The organism is Gallintestinimicrobium propionicum, from assembly GCF_025567525.1.
Lineage (GTDB): Bacteria > Bacillota > Clostridia > Lachnospirales > Lachnospiraceae > Gallintestinimicrobium > Gallintestinimicrobium propionicum.
In genome coordinates, this window is record NZ_JAOQJY010000012.1 from 43,382 (window position 1) to 59,634 (window position 16,253).

The window sequence follows — 16,253 nt, forward strand, 5'->3', positions numbered from 1 at the left end:
TTACCTCGTCCATTTTTTATAAAAGCGAATGATCAACCACAATGAAAGTGTAACAGTAATTGCCAGAATAAAAATTGTATGGCAAGTGGTTGGTACAATCGCATAGGCTTCCGGCAAAAGATTGTCTTTTTGCAAATGATCCATCATTAAGCCGCTTGTCCAGTTCATAACACATATAACTGGGAAAGAATTTAAGAAAGCAATTTTTGCAGCACTTATAGATGTTCCAACTGTCCCTAGTATGCCCCAGTTAAAAATAGAATAAAAAAACGCAAGCAGGATAGAAAGCAAAAAACTTTTGTTAAAACAAATAATTAAAAATACAATCGGCAAAGAAGCTGCTACGATAAGAACTCCAAAAATAAGGCTCATAAATATCTTATAAGTCATACCATAAACCATTCCTACATGAAACAGTTTACAAAACAACGCAACAGATAATGTGCTTGTCAGACAAAACGCAATGCTAAAAATAAAGAGCATAGAAATTTTTGCCATAATGAGTTGTGTATTTGTAACAGGAATTGTTCTAAGGTTTTTGGAAGTATCGCAATCTCTTTCTATAAAAAACAAAATAGCGGCAATGATACCAATTAGACATGGAAGCAAAAAAACCAATCCATATCCCAACATCATTGTATAAACATAATCAAATCGGGTTTGAAGATAATGTTCCGTTGTATCTGCACCTGTTCCCGCCTTTGCCATATATGCCAAAATCAACGGAAAAAATAACGATAATGACATCAGTGCGTATAATAATCTTTTCCGCTTTAATTTCCAAAATTCGCATTTAATCAGTTTAAGCAATTCCCTCGCCTCCCGTCACACGCTTGAAGTAATCTTCAAGACTTTCTTCACAGGTATGCGCCTCCGATACCTCCAATCCGTTTTCTACAAAGGCAGTTACAATTTTCCCCACAGGCAGATCAAGGTTGTGCAGACGCAGATTGTGGTCGTCCTGTATAGAGAAATGATTTTCATGGAAATTGCGTTCCAAAATTCTTGCCGCCTGTGCAGTATCAGAGAGTGTAAATCGGATATGCTTACTGCTTTTTTGCTCCAGCTCAGCAAGGCTTTCTTCTTCCAGCAATGCTCCGTGGTCGATAATTCCAATATCGTCAGCCAGCAAGGAAATCTCCGAAAGAATGTGACTGGAAATCAAAATGGTTTTTCCTCTTGCGTCGCAAAGCTCCCGAATAAAGGAGCGTACTTCTGCAATGCCGATGGGATCAAGCCCGTTGATCGGCTCATCCAAAATCAAAAGCTCTGGGTCGTGCATAACGGCAAGGGCGATGGCAAGCCGCTGCTTCATACCAAGAGAATACTGTGAAAAGAGCTTTTTATCTTTGTAGGGCAGTCCTACCAAATCCAGAGCGTCTTTGATGGCATGATTGTTTGGTACGCCCCGCAGAGTAGCAAAGATACGCAAGTTCTCTGTGCCGGTCAGATTTGGATAAAAACCGGGGGATTCAATCAGGCTTCCGATACGGGGCAGCAATTTCTTTTCATTCCCCTGCAAGGGCTTTCCCCAGATTTTGACCTCCCCGGAAGTCGGCTTCGTTAAGCCCAACAGCATCTTCATGGTAGTAGTTTTTCCGGCTCCGTTTCTGCCCAGCAGACCATAAATTCTCCCACGCTTCACATGGATATTTAAGTCAGCCACACTCTTTTGTGAACCGTATTGCTTCGTCAGATTTTTCGTTTCAATGATGTAATTTGTGTCCATATTCAAAACCTCCTGTTCTGTAAGGTATTCTATCATGCCAACCTTGCATTAACCTTGCCGCAACCTTGCATTAACCTTGCAATTTGAAATCTGGCAAAATGACAAAGGTTCCCGCCATAAAGACGGGAACCCGCTTAAATCTCCAAAGGAAAAAGCAACATAAATTCCGTTCCTTTTCCCAGCAAACTTTCAACTGTTATGTTTCCACCCATCTTTTCTACAAGCTGATGGACAATAGAAAGACCAAGACCGCTTCCTTTTTCAGACCGACCTTTATCACACTTATAAAGCCGTTCAAAAATGTGTTTCAAATCTTCTTTCTCAATTCCTACACCATTATCTGCCAACAGCAGCCTCAAGTTATTTCCCTGCTTTGACAGGGAAATTTTAATTTTGTCCGCATGGCTGTGAGCGATTACATTTTGAATGAGATTATTGATAATCCTCATATAGCTGTCCGTATCCAATCTTACCCGGACAGGCTGTTCGGGAATATCAATGTCATAATCGACTTGCTTATCTTCAAAAATCGGTATCCAGTCGATCAGGATATTTCTTGTCAACTCTGCGGCTTCAACGCTCTGGATTTCCAAAGCAAACTCGTCGGAATTTAACTTGAACCAGTCAAAGAGTACATCAATATATTCTTTCAAATCATGAGCTTTCCGGCGGGCAATTTCGATATAATCATCCCGGTCTTTCCCTGTAACAAGCCCTTTATATGCAGCGTCAAGATACCCGATGAGGGTTGTAAGGGGTGTCCGAACATCGTGGGAAAGGCTCGTCATAAGCTGGCGGTTGATTTCCTCTGTCTGCCGGACAATCGAAAGTCTGCTTTCATAGGACACAACAATCTCATTGATTTCATAGGCAAGAGGGGATACCAGTTCATTTGTTGCAGACAAAATACGCCGATTGCCATTTCCATTTTTCACATCAACCAGAGCGTCGGTCATTTCTGCTATTTGCTTTTTTACGCGCCGAACGAGAACAATGGATGTCAGTACAGCCACAACAGCAATCACAATGGACAAGAAAACGATAATCTCCATACCGGCTACACCTCCTTATTAAAGCGGTAGCCAATCCCTTTAACCGTTTGGATATACTTTGGACTGGAAGGATTGACTTCTAATTTTTTACGAAGCCGACTGATAATCGCCATAATGTTACTGTCATCGTAGAAATATTCTTCGCCCCATACTTCCTCATAAATTTGCTGTTTTGTCAAAATTTTCCCTTGATGTTTTGCACAGTACAAGAGCAGATCAAATTCCTTTGGAGGAAGCTCAAAAGTGCCGTTTCCCGTAGTAATGGAACGATTTTCAAGGTCAATCTGCAATCCGTCAAAATCCAGCTTTTGCATAGTTCCAGCTTGCTGATTAAAGCGAGTGTAGCGGCGAATGAGGGACGCAATACGGGCAATCAGTTCGTCCATGTCAAACGGCTTTGTCAGATAATCGTCCGCTCCGGCCCGTAACCCCCGCACTTTAGAAGCACTGTCATTTTTGGATGTGAACATCAAAATCGGCAGGCTGTTCTCTTTGCGGATTTCTTCCAGCGTTTCAAAGCCATCCATACCAGGCATCATTACATCCAGCACTACAAGCTGGTATTCCTGTTCTTTTAATTTCTGCAATCCCTCTTTTCCGGTATTACAAAAATCGGCTTCTATATGTTCCGATTGTACGCTGCGTTTAATCAAAGCGCATAGTTCTCTGTCATCATCTATAATCAAAATTTTATTCATGGCGCAATTCTCTCCCTTGTTTTGTCCGACCATCAATCGGCTTTTCTGCAGTTTTGGGAATCAGCCAAATACCGGCCATCTTTACTGCTCCAGAGATACGTTCACCAGCACAATAATAATTTACCCTACGAGGCGTCACACCCCATTTTTCGGCGGCCTCTTTTAGTGTCATATATTCCATATCGCACCTCCATAGAATCTATTATAGTTCTTTAGCTCGAACAATACAACCTTCAATATTAAGCGTTTGGAAGTGGATGTTAATTAAAGCCACAAGAAAATCTCGTGGCTTTAGCTTACAAATGTTCAAATTTATAGCCGATTCCGGCGACACTCTCAATATAGTTTGGAAGATCTGGTTCAAAGCGCAATTTCTTACGCAACTTACTTATATGATTATGAATGGCTTTTCTCGAATAGAAATCACAATCCTCTTTCCAAACCAAATCGGTAATCAGTTCGTAAGTAAAAACACGTTTGGGATTGGCAATGAGTAATGCCAGTATATCAAACTCCTTACTTGTCAGGTTGATAATCCGTTCGCGAACCCTGACAGTGCGGTGCTCCAGGCATAGATAAAGCTCGCCTTCCTGTATTTCTGTTAGAGGATTCTTCTTTGCAGCAAAGGAAGTGTGACAGGAATTGAATACCGTTCCATGACAGACTCCTTGTTCCAAAATATATTGCATTAGAGCATTCTTTTGTTCCTCGTTAAGAAGCAGAAATAACTTTTCGCCAATCTGTTTTCCGGATTCTTCTATATCAAAAACAGCTAATGTCCCATCACATCATCACCTCCATTTTTTATTCAAAATTTCTGTCCCATAAGTGATTTGAATGTGTTTGTTATGCAACGGCTTTTTCCTTTTGCCGTCATCTGGCAGGTTTTCGCTATCTGAAATAAGTTTGCTGCTATAATCAGCTTCCATTAGGTCAAATTCTGGCTGCTACTGTTAGGTAAATAAAGAAGCTGAAAAACGCAACATACAGAGAACTAAGCGTTAATGCCGCTTTAGATGTGGCCGTCCGTGTCCTTTTGTTTTTCACCAGCCAGATTGCGAATACAAAGCCCGCAATAATCAAAAGCGCGTACACTGCAAAGATGATATAAACCCACGGCGCTTCCATGCCGATTTTCAAGTGCCGGATGATAAACAGGGTCAATGGGAGTACGCTTACCAACAAAGATAATCTTCCTAAATTTTCTGCTTTCATTTTTTCTCCTTTATCCGGCTACAACATCTGCCTTTTTCAGATGATTAGTAGCCAAAATCACAAATAATACCGTGTAAACAAGAACCATTGGAACCAAAGTCATTATGCTGTCAATGGGCAACACTTCGTCCTGTGACGATAGACCGAGAATAATTTGCGAATAAGGGAACATCTCACTTAAACCAGCAATATGGAAAGCCAGACCGCCGATACTAAGGCAAACCGCCAAACCTACCGGCACCGCAAAGCTCCTGATCCGCATGGACAAGTAAAGCTGAACAGCACCAACGCTTAAAGCTGAAAACCAGCCCATAAACAGCCACCATAGCATATTGATAGGGATGGGCTGTTCAAACCGAAACACAACCTTTCCTACGATAATGATAAACACCATCAAAAGAACCTGTGCGGTCAGAATAGATTTTGTCAGCACAACCAGCTTCGCAATGAAAATGGTTGGCCGGGAAACCGGCGTTGTCATAAGGCTGTTCCAGTTGTGATTTGTGTGTTCCAGCCGCCACAAATAGGACGCACAAATGGCAATCAGGATTGGAAAGAAAAAATACCCATAGAACAGCCCTGTTTGAAGCCAAAGCTGCTGCCATACTGCGCCGTCGTACAAATTGGCCGAAGCATTGATGCCATAAATGATTGCACCAATGGCGGCGGTCAAAAGTGGCAGAATGAGAACTGCTACCCACATATTAGAATGGCGGCTTTTCAGATTTTCCGCCCGAATTGCATTGATAAGCATTACAATCCCTCCTTTAATACTCGTATTTTTGAAACTTCTTCTCAAACAGGACAAAGGCAATCAATCCAACAATAAAGAGGATCGTAAGCGGAAGAAAGTCAATATTCCGAACGACAAGTTCACTGGATTGCAAATTGCCGGAAGAAGTGTCCTGCCCCAGCACCATCATTTCTGCGTAATTTCCCCAAATGAGGATATTGCGGATGCCTGTGGGGAGCAAAGTAGAAATAAAGCCAATCAACGCGCCAATCATACCAATAGACATCGGGACAAGCTGGTTCGCAAAAACAAGAGAGAAAAACACCTGAATAGTTACAACCACAAATGTAACCATTACTGTCCCCAAAACAAATTCCCACAGCGTTTTTACCGGCAGCGGCTCAACAATCCCCACAGCATTACCGTAGGCGACAATCACAAGAGCCTGAATGAGAATTGCCGCCAGCATGAGAACGGCTACTACGGTAAACTTGCAGAACCAAATTGCCTTGCGGTTTTCATTGTTGCACTCCAACAGCTTCCATGTATTTCCCCGGTGTTCCATATCGCAAATGCGGCTGGCAATAACCGCTGCCAGAATGGGAAGAAAAAGCCCATTCATAGTAGCTGGCCCAACGATCAAATCCTCCCATGCCGGTGCATTGGGGTCGGAAATCATACCGAGGAAATTTTCATTGTTTCCATAGTTGGAAAATACAAAGAGCAATTCCACACCGAGGATCAGCACAAAGGTCAGAAAAACCTTTCTGCGTTTCAGTTTGTATAATTCAAGGCACAGGTATTTCATCACAGTGTCAGCTCCTTTCCTGTCAGGTTGAGGAAAATATCTTCCAGACTTTCCCGGTGTTCCTCAACACGATAAACAGAGATACCATTGGAACACAGGCATTGCACAACAGCGCCGGTCTGTTCGTCAGTCAGCGCACCGATCTGCAAACCATCCGTTGTACGCTGCGGGTTGGCCTTTTTAAGAAGCTGGAAAGCGTGGTTATTATCGCTGGTTCTCAATATAATCTGTGGCTCCCGCTGCATATCCAGAACTGACATCCTTTCCTGAAAAATCAGGCAGCCCTGATTGATAATGCCGACAACAGTAGCCATCTGATCGATCTCACTTAAAATGTGGCTGGAAATCATCACTGTCATGCCATACTGTTTCGGCAGCATCTTAATGAGTTCCCGCATTTCTTCGATGCCTGCGGGGTCAAGCCCGTTGGTCGGTTCATCCAAAATCAGAAGTTTCGGGAACCGGGCCAGTGCCATTGCAATGCCGAGCCGCTGCTTCATACCGAGAGAATAGTTTTTGACTTTCTTCTCCATCTGGTTTTCCATACGGACAATATGCACCGCTTCTTCAATGTTCTTTTTGGGCAAGTCAAGCAGCCTGCGAATGATCTCCATATTCTCGCGGCCAGTCAAATGTCCATAGTAGGACGGGGATTCAATCAGGGAACCAACGGACGCGAGAATATCACGGCGGTTCTTTTCGTTGAACGGTTTTCCCATAATTTCAATGGTTCCGCTGGTGGGTTTGACAAGTCCGAGCAGCATTTTCATGGTGGTGGACTTGCCTGCCCCATTCGGGCCGAGAAAGCCGTAAATGTCGCCCTCTTTAATCCGAATATCTAATTCCTGAACACGGTAAACACCGTCATATTCTTTTGACAAATTATCTGTTGCTACAATCATTTTTTCTTGCTCCTTTCCTAAGCTGCTTATATCATATAGCCCCCACCTTGCATTGCATTGGAGAGAACCTTGATTTTACCTTGATTTTCACGATCAAAGCTGCAAATATGAAAAGATATGGTATAATACATAAGGAAAGGAGTGAGCCGATGGGTACAATCAAGGACAAAATTATTTTGCTGGTTGATGATGAACCGGCAATTTTACAGATGTGCCAATCCATTCTGAAAGAGAATGGTTTTGAAAATATAGTAACCGCCAATACCGCCCTGAGCGCATTGGAAAGAATGAGTGCAAAGCCGGATATGGCTGTTTTGGATGTTATGCTACCGGATATGGACGGCTTTATGTTGGCAAAGACAATCCGAGAACAGAACCCGATCCCTATTCTTTTTTTGACGGCAAAAGGAGAAATCGACGATAAATCAAAAGGTTTTGAGGCCGGTGCGGATGATTACATGGTAAAACCATTTATCGCGCAGGAATTTGTATGGCGCATTACGGCCATTCTGCGGCGAACCTATAAAGAAAGTGAGGAAAGCAGCTTCTTACTGGATGCCTGCAAAGTGGACTTAGAACAGGCAGAAGTCTATCGTGAGGGACAGGAACCAGTTTCCCTGACCGCAAAAGAAGTGGAGATATTGAAAAAACTGTATGCAAATGCGGGCCGCATTGTAACTTTGGGTGCGCTTTGCCAAACGGTTTGCGGGGATATTTATATAGGCTATGAGAAAACACTTATGTCGCACATTCGCCATATCCGGGAAAAGATTGAGGAAAAACCATCTTCGCCGGTTTCGCTGGTAACGGTAAAAGGCATTGGATATAAGTTGATCTTAAAGGACAAGTCAAGGTGAGCCTATGAATAATATTCAACGATTTTTTAAGCGGTATGTTCATTCCAGTGTGAAGCTGTTCTGCTTCTTTATCCTGATAAACATTGTCCTTTTTGTTGTGCTGGCTGTGGTGTCAAGCAGTCGGGGCAGCCATAGCCCAACGCAACTATTAGAGCAGGTTTCCGCAGACTTGCAGCAAAGTGAAGAAAGCTACCGTCTTTCAGAAAATACGGCTATCCAAATGACAAATGAAAACGCATGGTGTATGCTGATAAGCAATGACACCGGCGATGTGGTCTGGAATTACAAAATACCGTCCGAATTACCTCTGCACTATACACCGGGCGATATTGCAGAAATGACAAGGTGGTACTTAGAGGATTATCCAGTATTCGTGTCAAATCAATCTTATGGTCTGCTGGTTGTCGGCTACCCGCAGGATAGTTTTTGGAAACTGTCTGCTTACAAAACTTCTGACAGCATTAAAATAGACATATTTGGATTGGTTACTTTATTTTTGTTCAATATCATCATTGTGCTGATCCTGTTCATTCACAATAACCGCAAGATTGAAAAATCCATTAAGCCGATCCTCACCGGCATAGAAGAAATTTCATCTGGGAAGAAAACACAGTTAGTTGAACGGGGGGAATTGGCGGAAATCAACGCAAAGCTGAATAAGGTCGCCAAAACCCTGCAACGCAGGGACAGGGCAAGGGCAAACTGGATCAGCGGTATTTCACATGACATCCGCACACCTCTATCAATGGTGCTTGGCTATTCCAGCAGCTTAGAGGAAAGCCGGGATTTGAACACAGAACAGAAAGAAAAGATTGTGGCAATCCGCCAGCAGGCTACCAAAATTAAGCAGCTCATTGAGGATTTGAATTTGACTTCAAAACTGGAATATGATATGCAGCCATTACGAACTGAGAAAATTTCCCCAGTAGAATTGGCCCGGCAAGTGGTATGTGATTTTCTGGATAGTGGGCTTGATGAAAGCTTCTCTATTGATTTTCAATCGGATGAAGAAAGCGAGCTGCACTATATGCTGGGTGATGAAGCGCTCTTAAAGCGGGCGATTACAAATCTTCTTCAAAATAGCATCGGCCACAATCCAAACGGCTGTGCAATAACAATCTCGGTTGACTGTACGGATGGACATACAGAAATTATTGTTGCGGATAATGGCGTGGGGGTATCTGCTGATAAGTTGCAAGAATTGAATGCCAAAACGCACTATCTTGAAAGCACAGATGAAAAACTAAACCTCCGTCATGGACTTGGTGTATTGTTGGTACGGCAAATTGTAGAAGCACATAGTGGTACAATGAAAATTGAAAGTGCGCTGAACTGCGGCTATAAAACAACTCTTATTTTTTGACATTGGTATAAAAAGAGGCTTCAGGATACAACCCCCTTTTTTTGTTTATGAATTTAGGGCTATAAAAGTTCACCTATCCTGAGCTGTAAATGCGAGAAGCTAAGGAAAAAGAACGCCGGACATGATGACTGGATCTGTCCGGCGTTTCTTATATTACGGATTCAAATTTATACCCACTGTCGCTGGCAAGCAATGCAATCTTCCGTAAGATTGCGTATTTTGGCAGGAATCCGTTTCCGGTATTCCTGCCAAAATGCTTGTTGGTGACATATCCCCAAACCCCTGAGATCATCACCTGCGGTGATGGCTGCGCGTTCCGTTGGAACGCTGAAAACCGAAAGCAGAAGGAAAACTATTGCCGCGACTTCTGCGATTCCTTCTGCGGTTCCCGTCCGGTAGGAATGTCCAGCAAATGCTCCACATTTGCCCGGATATTATAAAGCTCCTTCATATCGGCTCTGGCCTGTTTGTAAGAAGAATAGGCTTTCCGTTTCTGTTCCAGAAGTCCGGCATATTCCTCACGCAGAGATTTGACGGAGGGCAGCTTTGTAATCCCAACCTCGTCAAAGTGTTTCTTCGCCGCCTGGTGCAGAAGGATTTCCGTCTCATGCGCCGCACGGAATTTTTTGCTGTACCCGGCTTTCCGGTACTCCACATAGGCCGCCCGCGTCTTGGCATAATTTACGATCTGTTTCTGCAGCTCCCCGTTGGCGGCCATCTGTGATTCCAGTTCCTTGATCTGTACCGACAGCGCATTGAAGCTGGCGGTAGCGGCATCTGATTTTTTCTGCAAATCCTCATAGCTCATATCGCCATGCTCTTTGAGATAGATTACCGCCTGGGAAAGCTGCTTTAAGTTGAACACCTTCGCCCAGCGTTCATACCCCGGCCCTTTGCCGGAACGGACCGCCGCCTCAATGTCCACCAGCAGTCCGACTTTGGAAACCGGCTTTGGGGGAGAGGTACGGCGCGGCTTCACCGTCCGGGTGCCGGCGATCCGTTCTTTGATGGCCTGCTCGGTATAGTCGCCCTTTAACGTGTCACACCGGGTATATCTATCCTCCGGTGACAAGCGAAAACGGAGGTACTTTCGCTCCCGGTTGACTTCAATCCCAGCCGCCTCCAGCTTCTTCAAAAGTTCTTCAAAGTCCTTCGGCTTTTCTTCCAGGGCTGCGTCGATGGCCCATCGTAGCTGCTCCTGGTGGGAAGGCTGTTTCTGACTTCCCATCCATGTGCCGTAATGGTCTCGGCTGGGTTTCGGATTCTCTACAATAGAAAGCCCATGCTCCAAGCAGAGCTTGTCATTCATACGCCGGATTGCCCAGGTGGAACCCCAGAAGTTGCGGAATTTTTTCTGACAATCCAGTGTGGTAGAATTTATGATGATGTGATTATGAACATGGTGTTTATCCACATGGGTGCAGACAACAAAAGCATGGTTTCCCTTCGTCAGCTTCAATGCCAGCTCCCGCCCGATCTGGTTCGCTTCTTCCGGCGTGACCTCGCCAGGCTTGAACGCCTGTCGGAGATGGTAGGCAATCACATCGTCCGCGCCCCGGTTACGTCCGGTCAGGTTCGCATACTGGCGCTTGGATAGAAGAAACTCCGCATCGGCGATCCGGGTGTCACACTCATAGCCATAAATGAATTTTCCAAAATCGGTTTTCTGCGGATTTTCCACATAGTCAATAATATCCGCTATGGCCGTGGAAACATCCCGGCCTTTCCCAACGTGCAGCGGCATGAGCCGTGTGGTCGCCATCCCATCACCCCCTTACTGTAAAACCGGCTCTGTTATCGTGTCTGTTCTTTTTTCATTTTCGGTTTGTCGCTGTGAGCCGCCTGCTGACCGGCATGTTTGCCCAGACTGTCATGTATGGAAGGCTTTTCACCTTGTTCCTGAGTAAGCTCCTGTTGGGTCAGTTTCCGATATGTGTCCATACCGGGAATCAGTGAAAGGCTGCGTCCATTGTCCCAGGCAACCCCAATCTGGCCTATATCATCCACATACTTGACAGTTCCACGGGTGCCAGCGGGCACCGGGGCATAGGGATCGTCCATGTGCTGCAACAAAATCCGGGTATCCGGTGGGTAGGTCTGACGTATAAACTCCACTTGGTTACGGCTCATAAACTCTTGATTCATCTTGAAATCCTCCTTTGCAATGTCTCTGGCTTGGGTAAGAAATAAATCCATTAGTCCTGGATGGCTACGGTCTACCACAAAGGAAACATTCCTGTCATATCCGAAACCGTCCTTATCTTCACAGACCGGGATTGTCTGCGCCCAGGCTTTGTTATCACGGGAAATTCGCCCGTCATGTTCTTTCTGCCGGACCGTGTTGGCAAGGACATAGAAAATCCGGCCAGGATCAAATTGTTGTAAGACCTGCTGCACACATGCGGGGCCTAAACGGTTATCCCGGTAGTTGTCCGCAATGGCCTGTTCGATTGCCTCTTTACACGCAATGTTTGCCTTGTGGGAAGCACGGTACTGATCCAGCTCCCCATGCTCATGCGCATAGGTGGCAGAATGAAAATAAATTGGCGTTGTATCTTTCAATCAAATCCCTCCAATCAAAAAGCTGCCATAGCAGACAGCCATAATTATAGAAAAAGGGCGGGGCTGCCAATGAGTCCCGCCGAAACTGTTTAACCAAATACGAAATCCTTTAACGCGCTGTTTGCGCCGCCGATGATCCCCACCAGCCAGGCCGCCGCCATTGGCAGACCGTAGGGGCTGATCAGGAACGCGATCACCAGCCATGAAAGCCCCGGCCAGAACCCGGCTGCAAAGAACAGCACCAACGCCGCCAGAAATACGATCCCGGATAAAATTCCCAGAACAGCGCCGGAAATCACCACAAGAAATTTGCATACAAGATAAAGAATTCCTGTAACCAGTACAAAGGGAAGTGCCAATAGTTTGCCAATCAGACGCATACGCCCGCCTCCTTTCCTTTTCCATGTCCGTTTTTTCAGGACATTCAGGTATGCCCGAAGGGTGTTTCAAAGAGAAACATATTTCTCCCTCTATCAAAATTCTACCGTGCCGGTTTCTGGAAAGCAACGGCGTTTTTTCCCGTTTACGAAATGTTCGCAAATCCCCGCAGCAGCTTATCCATGCCATCCCACAAACTGTCCAGGCGTGTGCGCAGATCATCCATGTCGGCAGCGTAAATACTGCCGGTCTCATTGGCGCGTCTGGTATATTGGTTTAAGTTATTGGAACAGATACGAAGAAGCCGTATCATTTCCTGAATGTCTCTCATATCCAGATGGATGATATAACCGTCTACCGCCATCTTGCGCAGATATGCGGAGAGGTTGGTAATGCCGAGCTCCGCCATGCGCCCCTTTATCAGCTCCGCCTCCTGTTCGGACATGACGAATTCCACCCGGACGGATTTTTTGTTATGCCCGGCCTTCATCGTTCAGGCTCCTTTTTATGGGAAGGCGGTTTCCGGGTGAAAGCGGCTGCCGCCTGCACCTCTTTCAGTTTCCCCCGCAGTGTGCTCTTTTTCAGGCTATCCATATATTCCTGAATATCACCGGGCTTTGCATGGTAATCTCGCTTAACATGCTCCCGCCGCAGGATTGTTTGTAATTCCCGCTCACTTTCCGGCAGCCAGGTCACGCATTTGGAAGTTCCATGCTCGGCCTTAAACATGTTAATCTGCTGCATATAGGAATCATAGGGGAATACCGCCTGTGTGCCATCCTGGAACAATACTGATACTTTTTCAATCGCACAGGAAAGCAGCTTGACCCGTTCTACATGGGCGTGATAATCGAGAGGCCAGATACAGCCGGTGACTTTCCCGTCTTGTATGCCGTCCAGCCGGATTGCATACGCCAGGATAGAATCTTTCGTCTGCTCATGGTAAAACCGCCACACCTTATTTTCGTGGCTGTCCTGCAGGTAAACATCCCTTTCCCATAAACAGTACGTGCCGCAGGTTCTGGACATCCATAAGAGCTGTTCATTCTCCTCATTTCTGCAAGCCGCAAGATTTTGTATCAGCTCTTTGTCAATATCAAAATCGTCCTTATAATGCTGCGTGTGCAGCTCTACAACCTTCCCTAAAAAGTCCAGCACATCCACGCCCTCAAATTTTACCGCGCCCATCAGCGTTCCCTTTCCGGCACAGGCGGCGCTGCCTGTTTCGCCTCATGCTCCGGGCGTTCCGCTTTCAGCCGCTCCATCAGGGAAGGTTTTTCCTCCGGCAAAGTCTCCGGTGCAAGCTCCCGGATTTCCTCATAGGTCTGGCCGTCCGTTAAGTCAGGGCGTTCCGGCGGCTCATTATTCAGCCGGCCATCCAGCATATTATAGTTTCCGGTCTGTCCTTCCTCGTAGAGTTCCGCATTACGCAGATAGCTCTCCGGCGGCTGGAAGGGCTGCCCGGCGAACAGGATTTCACGGCTTGGTGTGAACTGTGAGAGCACGCCGTCCCGAAGCCTTGCAAATTCCTCATACTGGCGCAGGGAAAGGCCGCGCTCCAGCATTTCCGCCTGGGTATGCGCCCAGCCCTCACCATAGAGAAAATAGTACATATCCGGCTGGTCGCAGACAAAGCACAGGGAGCCGTCCTGATTGTCATAATAAGATGCCTGCATATCCTGATAGTGGCAGCGTTCCTCACGCCCCAGGTACACCCGGTTGTCCGCACCCAGCATGGCAACCATGCCCACATAGTTACTGTGGACCGCAGAGCGGATTTCCACCAGCGGGTCCGCCTCCGGCATGACCTGTCTGCCGGGAATCTCATTCTGCTTTTCTGCCGCGTCATTTCTCGGCATCACTTCGTCATGGGCGCGGGCATCCAAATCCGGCTGTGCCTGCGCGGAAGTCTTTTTGACGGCGCCCGGCTCCGGTTCTTTCTCCTGTGCGTAATAATGGACATTGGTGGAGGTTTTGCTGTTCATTTCCCTGGCGTAAGCCTCCGCAGCCTCGCGGGAGTCAAATTCCAAAGGCTTTCCATCTTCCTTGCACCACGCCTCAGCATGGCCGAAGATGGAAGCGCCGCTGCGCACCGCCCATACGCCGTAGGTTGTTTCTTTTCCCATTCTGATCCTCCTTATCGTTCCTGCTGTTTTGATGGTTTCTGCTTTTGGGGCGTCTCCGTCTGCTTTGCGTCTTTTATCTGCTGCCGGAGAGAAGGCCTGTACTCCGGCTCCGCTTCGGAATCCGTGATATTGACATACTCCCCAATGATACAAAGCGCCTCCCCGTAACTGCCGCAAGCAAACACCCGGTCCTTCATTTCCTTTGCCTGGTCCTTCAGGTCATGCTCCCGCAGGGTACGAGCCGCAATGCCTACCAGATTGAAGATATTGCCATCCTGGCCGATCAGCGCACAATCCGGTTTTTCCGGCTCCGGCGAAGGCTCCCCGATAAAACCGCCCAGACGGTTCGGTACAAAATCGGACAGCCATGTGCCGCCGAAAGTATCATGGGTCTGCAATCGCCACATGGCAAGTTTCCCAATGTCCAGCTTTACATCCTCGAAAGGGTAGAGCAGACAGGTAAGCTCTCCATACTGGAAAGTGGAAACATTCTCAAATTTACTGCCGTCCTTCAAAATTCCTGCCTCGGTGAACATCTCATTGATCCCGTCCACCCATTCCTTCAAATCCCCGCCGCAGCCCTGCAGGATCAGGCCGTCTTTGCCTTCCATGCGCCGCAGGTCATCGGTTGTGATCGTATTGATATTCAAAAAATCGCCTCCTATCGTTCCTGTTGATGATTGGTTTTCTGCCGGGTGGCTTTTGCCTCCGGCTGTTTCTTTAGCTGCCTGCGGACAGAGGGTTTCTGCTCCGGTTCTCGCATATCCGTAAAAATATCGGATAACGGCTGCTCCCAGCTTTCCCCGAAGCCACGGACCACCGTGCCCGCCAGCGCACCGTTTTCCTGAAACATTTTCAGTGTGTCAAAAGCCCGGTCAAACAGTGTGATATTTCTCTTATCTACACAGGGCGCAAAGTGGATCACCCCTTTGGGGTAGCCCCCGCCGGTGCCGATCCAGCCCCGGACAAAATCGTCATAGCCTTTTGTGATCCCGGCGTCGGCCAGTTCGTTGGCATGGCTGGAAACCATTGTACTTGTAGCTGCATACTGATAACCTAAGACCAATATGCCTGTTTTCGGGTTATACATAAAGCGCCGGTTATCAATCTGCTGTATATCAATTATCTGCCTCCTGGTATCAATCCGCATAAGCTCTTTTGTAATCGCTGTCTTTTCTATCCACATCCCTCCCGTTTGTTTATTTGTCCGCAACTTATACCCGTTTTGGGGCGTCAGAGTATTCTTATACAGCCGCCCCTCAAACCGGGGCCCGAAAGCCCCTAAAATCAAGCCTCATTTTGGTTAAGTTGCGGACATATTACCTTTAATTTTTTCTGATCCGGCGCTTGCGTTCCCGCTCGGATTTCCGTCTGGCAAAGGCGCGGCAGGAATCCGAACAATAGGCCTGGCTGGTAGTAGGCAGATAGGCTTTCCCACAGACCGGGCATGTTTTCTGTTTCAGGGAAGTGTCCTCGCCGGTAATGGCAGATTCCAGCACCGGGTCCACCGGTAGCACCGCCTCCTGAAAATACCGGCAGAAAGAGCCGGTCCACCATTTATGCAGCATGTAACAGGGACAGTCTAAGGGGAGGCAGAGCCTATCCTGATTGTCATGGTTGGCGCAAAGGTCTGTTACCAGCTTTCGGATCGCCGCCCGTTCCTGCCTGGTTAATTCCCGTGAGGGCGGCCCGTTCATTTCTTCCTGCCTTTCTTAGCCGGAAATTCCAGCTTGAAATTCACATATTTTCCGCCTGTATCATCCAGCAGCACCACAGCGTCATAGGTCTTTCCCGTCTTTTCGCTGTAAAGCCCGGACATGGAAACGCGGG

Annotated in this window: 21 protein-coding genes; 2 read left to right on the plus strand and 19 right to left on the minus strand. The window is 46.7% G+C overall.

Going from position 1 to position 16,253, the window contains the following annotated elements:
* The 10 genes from OCV62_RS10060 to OCV62_RS10105 all read right to left on the minus strand — a co-directional run bounded on the left by OCV62_RS10060 (nt 1) and on the right by OCV62_RS10105 (nt 7,137).
* Nucleotides 1-810, minus strand: coding sequence for an ABC transporter permease (locus tag OCV62_RS10060; RefSeq protein WP_055221053.1), 810 nt, complete (start codon nt 808-810; stop codon nt 1-3).
* Nucleotides 803-1,729 carry an ABC transporter ATP-binding protein gene (locus tag OCV62_RS10065; RefSeq protein WP_002594743.1) on the minus strand — a complete coding sequence of 309 codons (927 nt, stop codon included), beginning with the start codon at nt 1,727-1,729 and terminating at the stop codon, nt 803-805. The genes OCV62_RS10060 and OCV62_RS10065 overlap by 8 nt, the downstream gene beginning before the upstream one ends.
* A 134-nt stretch (nt 1,730-1,863) precedes the next feature.
* Nucleotides 1,864-2,781 carry a sensor histidine kinase gene (locus OCV62_RS10070; protein WP_055221055.1) on the minus strand — a complete coding sequence of 306 codons (918 nt, stop codon included), beginning with the start codon at nt 2,779-2,781 and terminating at the stop codon, nt 1,864-1,866.
* 5 nt (nt 2,782-2,786) lie between these two features.
* Entirely contained in the window at nt 2,787-3,479 is a 693-nt protein-coding gene (locus OCV62_RS10075) for a response regulator transcription factor (protein WP_055221057.1), read from the minus strand.
* Nucleotides 3,472-3,660, minus strand: a complete 189-nt coding sequence (locus OCV62_RS10080) for a helix-turn-helix domain-containing protein (RefSeq protein WP_055221059.1) — start codon at nt 3,658-3,660, stop codon at nt 3,472-3,474. Before OCV62_RS10080 ends, OCV62_RS10075 begins: the two co-directional genes overlap by 8 nt.
* A 115-nt stretch (nt 3,661-3,775) precedes the next feature.
* Nucleotides 3,776-4,156 carry a winged helix-turn-helix domain-containing protein gene (locus OCV62_RS10085; protein ID WP_330667360.1) on the minus strand — a complete coding sequence of 127 codons (381 nt, stop codon included), beginning with the start codon at nt 4,154-4,156 and terminating at the stop codon, nt 3,776-3,778.
* 256 nt (nt 4,157-4,412) lie between these two features.
* Nucleotides 4,413-4,694: a hypothetical protein gene (locus OCV62_RS10090; RefSeq protein WP_055221062.1), complete on the minus strand. Its 282-nt coding sequence runs from the start codon at nt 4,692-4,694 to the stop codon at nt 4,413-4,415.
* Nucleotides 4,695-4,704: 10 nt separating this feature from the next.
* Entirely contained in the window at nt 4,705-5,448 is a 744-nt protein-coding gene (locus tag OCV62_RS10095; protein WP_055221064.1) for an ABC transporter permease, read from the minus strand.
* A 13-nt stretch (nt 5,449-5,461) separates the two neighbouring features.
* A complete protein-coding gene (locus OCV62_RS10100; protein ID WP_055221066.1) occupies nt 5,462-6,235 on the minus strand; it encodes an ABC transporter permease in 774 nt (257 codons plus the stop codon).
* On the minus strand, nt 6,235-7,137 hold the full coding sequence (locus OCV62_RS10105; protein WP_055221068.1) for an ATP-binding cassette domain-containing protein: 903 nt from the start codon (nt 7,135-7,137) through the stop codon (nt 6,235-6,237). Before OCV62_RS10105 ends, OCV62_RS10100 begins: the two co-directional genes overlap by 1 nt.
* A gap of 149 nt (nt 7,138-7,286) precedes the next feature.
* On the opposite strand from OCV62_RS10105, the gene OCV62_RS10110 reads away from it, so the two are divergent.
* Together OCV62_RS10110 and OCV62_RS10115 are read left to right on the plus strand one after the other, a co-directional pair.
* Nucleotides 7,287-7,994: a response regulator transcription factor gene (locus OCV62_RS10110; RefSeq protein WP_055221070.1), complete on the plus strand. Its 708-nt coding sequence runs from the start codon at nt 7,287-7,289 to the stop codon at nt 7,992-7,994.
* Between the two features lie 4 nt (nt 7,995-7,998).
* A complete protein-coding gene (locus tag OCV62_RS10115; protein WP_055221072.1) occupies nt 7,999-9,357 on the plus strand; it encodes a sensor histidine kinase in 1,359 nt (452 codons plus the stop codon).
* 352 nt (nt 9,358-9,709) lie between these two features.
* Here the strand turns inward: OCV62_RS10115 and OCV62_RS10120 are convergent, their stop codons facing one another.
* The 9 genes from OCV62_RS10120 to OCV62_RS10160 all read right to left on the minus strand — a co-directional run bounded on the left by OCV62_RS10120 (nt 9,710) and on the right by OCV62_RS10160 (nt 16,120).
* Nucleotides 9,710-11,119: a relaxase/mobilization nuclease domain-containing protein gene (locus OCV62_RS10120; RefSeq protein WP_055221073.1), complete on the minus strand. Its 1,410-nt coding sequence runs from the start codon at nt 11,117-11,119 to the stop codon at nt 9,710-9,712.
* Nucleotides 11,120-11,151: 32 nt separating this feature from the next.
* Nucleotides 11,152-11,919, minus strand: a complete 768-nt coding sequence (locus tag OCV62_RS10125) for a DUF3849 domain-containing protein (RefSeq protein ID WP_082424713.1) — start codon at nt 11,917-11,919, stop codon at nt 11,152-11,154.
* An 89-nt stretch (nt 11,920-12,008) separates the two neighbouring features.
* Nucleotides 12,009-12,299: a CD1845 family protein gene (locus OCV62_RS10130; protein WP_055221075.1), complete on the minus strand. Its 291-nt coding sequence runs from the start codon at nt 12,297-12,299 to the stop codon at nt 12,009-12,011.
* 143 nt (nt 12,300-12,442) lie between these two features.
* Complete coding sequence (locus OCV62_RS10135; RefSeq protein ID WP_055221077.1) at nt 12,443-12,787, minus strand: plasmid mobilization protein; 345 nt, start codon at nt 12,785-12,787, stop codon at nt 12,443-12,445.
* Nucleotides 12,784-13,485: a hypothetical protein gene (locus tag OCV62_RS10140; protein WP_055221079.1), complete on the minus strand. Its 702-nt coding sequence runs from the start codon at nt 13,483-13,485 to the stop codon at nt 12,784-12,786. Before OCV62_RS10140 ends, OCV62_RS10135 begins: the two co-directional genes overlap by 4 nt.
* Complete coding sequence (locus OCV62_RS10145; RefSeq protein ID WP_055221081.1) at nt 13,485-14,423, minus strand: DUF4316 domain-containing protein; 939 nt, start codon at nt 14,421-14,423, stop codon at nt 13,485-13,487. Before OCV62_RS10145 ends, OCV62_RS10140 begins: the two co-directional genes overlap by 1 nt.
* An 11-nt stretch (nt 14,424-14,434) precedes the next feature.
* Entirely contained in the window at nt 14,435-15,034 is a 600-nt protein-coding gene (locus OCV62_RS10150; RefSeq protein ID WP_438938740.1) for a hypothetical protein, read from the minus strand.
* 50 nt (nt 15,035-15,084) lie between these two features.
* Nucleotides 15,085-15,609 (minus strand): hypothetical protein, encoded by a 525-nt coding sequence (locus OCV62_RS10155; protein ID WP_055221085.1) that lies wholly within the window; start codon nt 15,607-15,609, stop codon nt 15,085-15,087.
* Nucleotides 15,610-15,748: 139 nt separating this feature from the next.
* Nucleotides 15,749-16,120 (minus strand): cysteine-rich VLP protein, encoded by a 372-nt coding sequence (locus tag OCV62_RS10160; RefSeq protein WP_055221087.1) that lies wholly within the window; start codon nt 16,118-16,120, stop codon nt 15,749-15,751.
* Between the last annotated feature and the right edge of the window lie 133 nt (nt 16,121-16,253).

What these genes read in the sequence shown, in the direction of transcription:
- OCV62_RS10140 (WP_055221079.1), bottom strand. Translation starts at nt 13,485, where the DNA reads ATGGGCGCGGTAAAATTTGAGGGCGTGGATGTGCTGGACTTTTTAGGG.
- OCV62_RS10115 (WP_055221072.1), top strand. Translation starts at nt 7,999, where the DNA reads ATGAATAATATTCAACGATTTTTTAAGCGGTATGTTCATTCCAGTGTG.
- OCV62_RS10135 (WP_055221077.1), bottom strand. Translation starts at nt 12,787, where the DNA reads ATGAAGGCCGGGCATAACAAAAAATCCGTCCGGGTGGAATTCGTCATG.
- OCV62_RS10110 (WP_055221070.1), top strand. Translation starts at nt 7,287, where the DNA reads ATGGGTACAATCAAGGACAAAATTATTTTGCTGGTTGATGATGAACCG.
- OCV62_RS10080 (WP_055221059.1), bottom strand. Translation starts at nt 3,660, where the DNA reads ATGGAATATATGACACTAAAAGAGGCCGCCGAAAAATGGGGTGTGACG.
- OCV62_RS10150 (WP_438938740.1), bottom strand. Translation starts at nt 15,034, where the DNA reads ATGGAAGGCAAAGACGGCCTGATCCTGCAGGGCTGCGGCGGGGATTTG.
- OCV62_RS10100 (WP_055221066.1), bottom strand. Translation starts at nt 6,235, where the DNA reads ATGAAATACCTGTGCCTTGAATTATACAAACTGAAACGCAGAAAGGTT.
- OCV62_RS10160 (WP_055221087.1), bottom strand. Translation starts at nt 16,120, where the DNA reads ATGAACGGGCCGCCCTCACGGGAATTAACCAGGCAGGAACGGGCGGCG.
- OCV62_RS10095 (WP_055221064.1), bottom strand. Translation starts at nt 5,448, where the DNA reads ATGCTTATCAATGCAATTCGGGCGGAAAATCTGAAAAGCCGCCATTCT.
- OCV62_RS10065 (WP_002594743.1), bottom strand. Translation starts at nt 1,729, where the DNA reads ATGGACACAAATTACATCATTGAAACGAAAAATCTGACGAAGCAATAC.
- OCV62_RS10130 (WP_055221075.1), bottom strand. Translation starts at nt 12,299, where the DNA reads ATGCGTCTGATTGGCAAACTATTGGCACTTCCCTTTGTACTGGTTACA.
- OCV62_RS10090 (WP_055221062.1), bottom strand. Translation starts at nt 4,694, where the DNA reads ATGAAAGCAGAAAATTTAGGAAGATTATCTTTGTTGGTAAGCGTACTC.
- OCV62_RS10075 (WP_055221057.1), bottom strand. Translation starts at nt 3,479, where the DNA reads ATGAATAAAATTTTGATTATAGATGATGACAGAGAACTATGCGCTTTG.
- OCV62_RS10120 (WP_055221073.1), bottom strand. Translation starts at nt 11,119, where the DNA reads ATGGCGACCACACGGCTCATGCCGCTGCACGTTGGGAAAGGCCGGGAT.
- OCV62_RS10105 (WP_055221068.1), bottom strand. Translation starts at nt 7,137, where the DNA reads ATGATTGTAGCAACAGATAATTTGTCAAAAGAATATGACGGTGTTTAC.
- OCV62_RS10145 (WP_055221081.1), bottom strand. Translation starts at nt 14,423, where the DNA reads ATGGGAAAAGAAACAACCTACGGCGTATGGGCGGTGCGCAGCGGCGCT.
- OCV62_RS10155 (WP_055221085.1), bottom strand. Translation starts at nt 15,609, where the DNA reads ATGTGGATAGAAAAGACAGCGATTACAAAAGAGCTTATGCGGATTGAT.
- OCV62_RS10070 (WP_055221055.1), bottom strand. Translation starts at nt 2,781, where the DNA reads ATGGAGATTATCGTTTTCTTGTCCATTGTGATTGCTGTTGTGGCTGTA.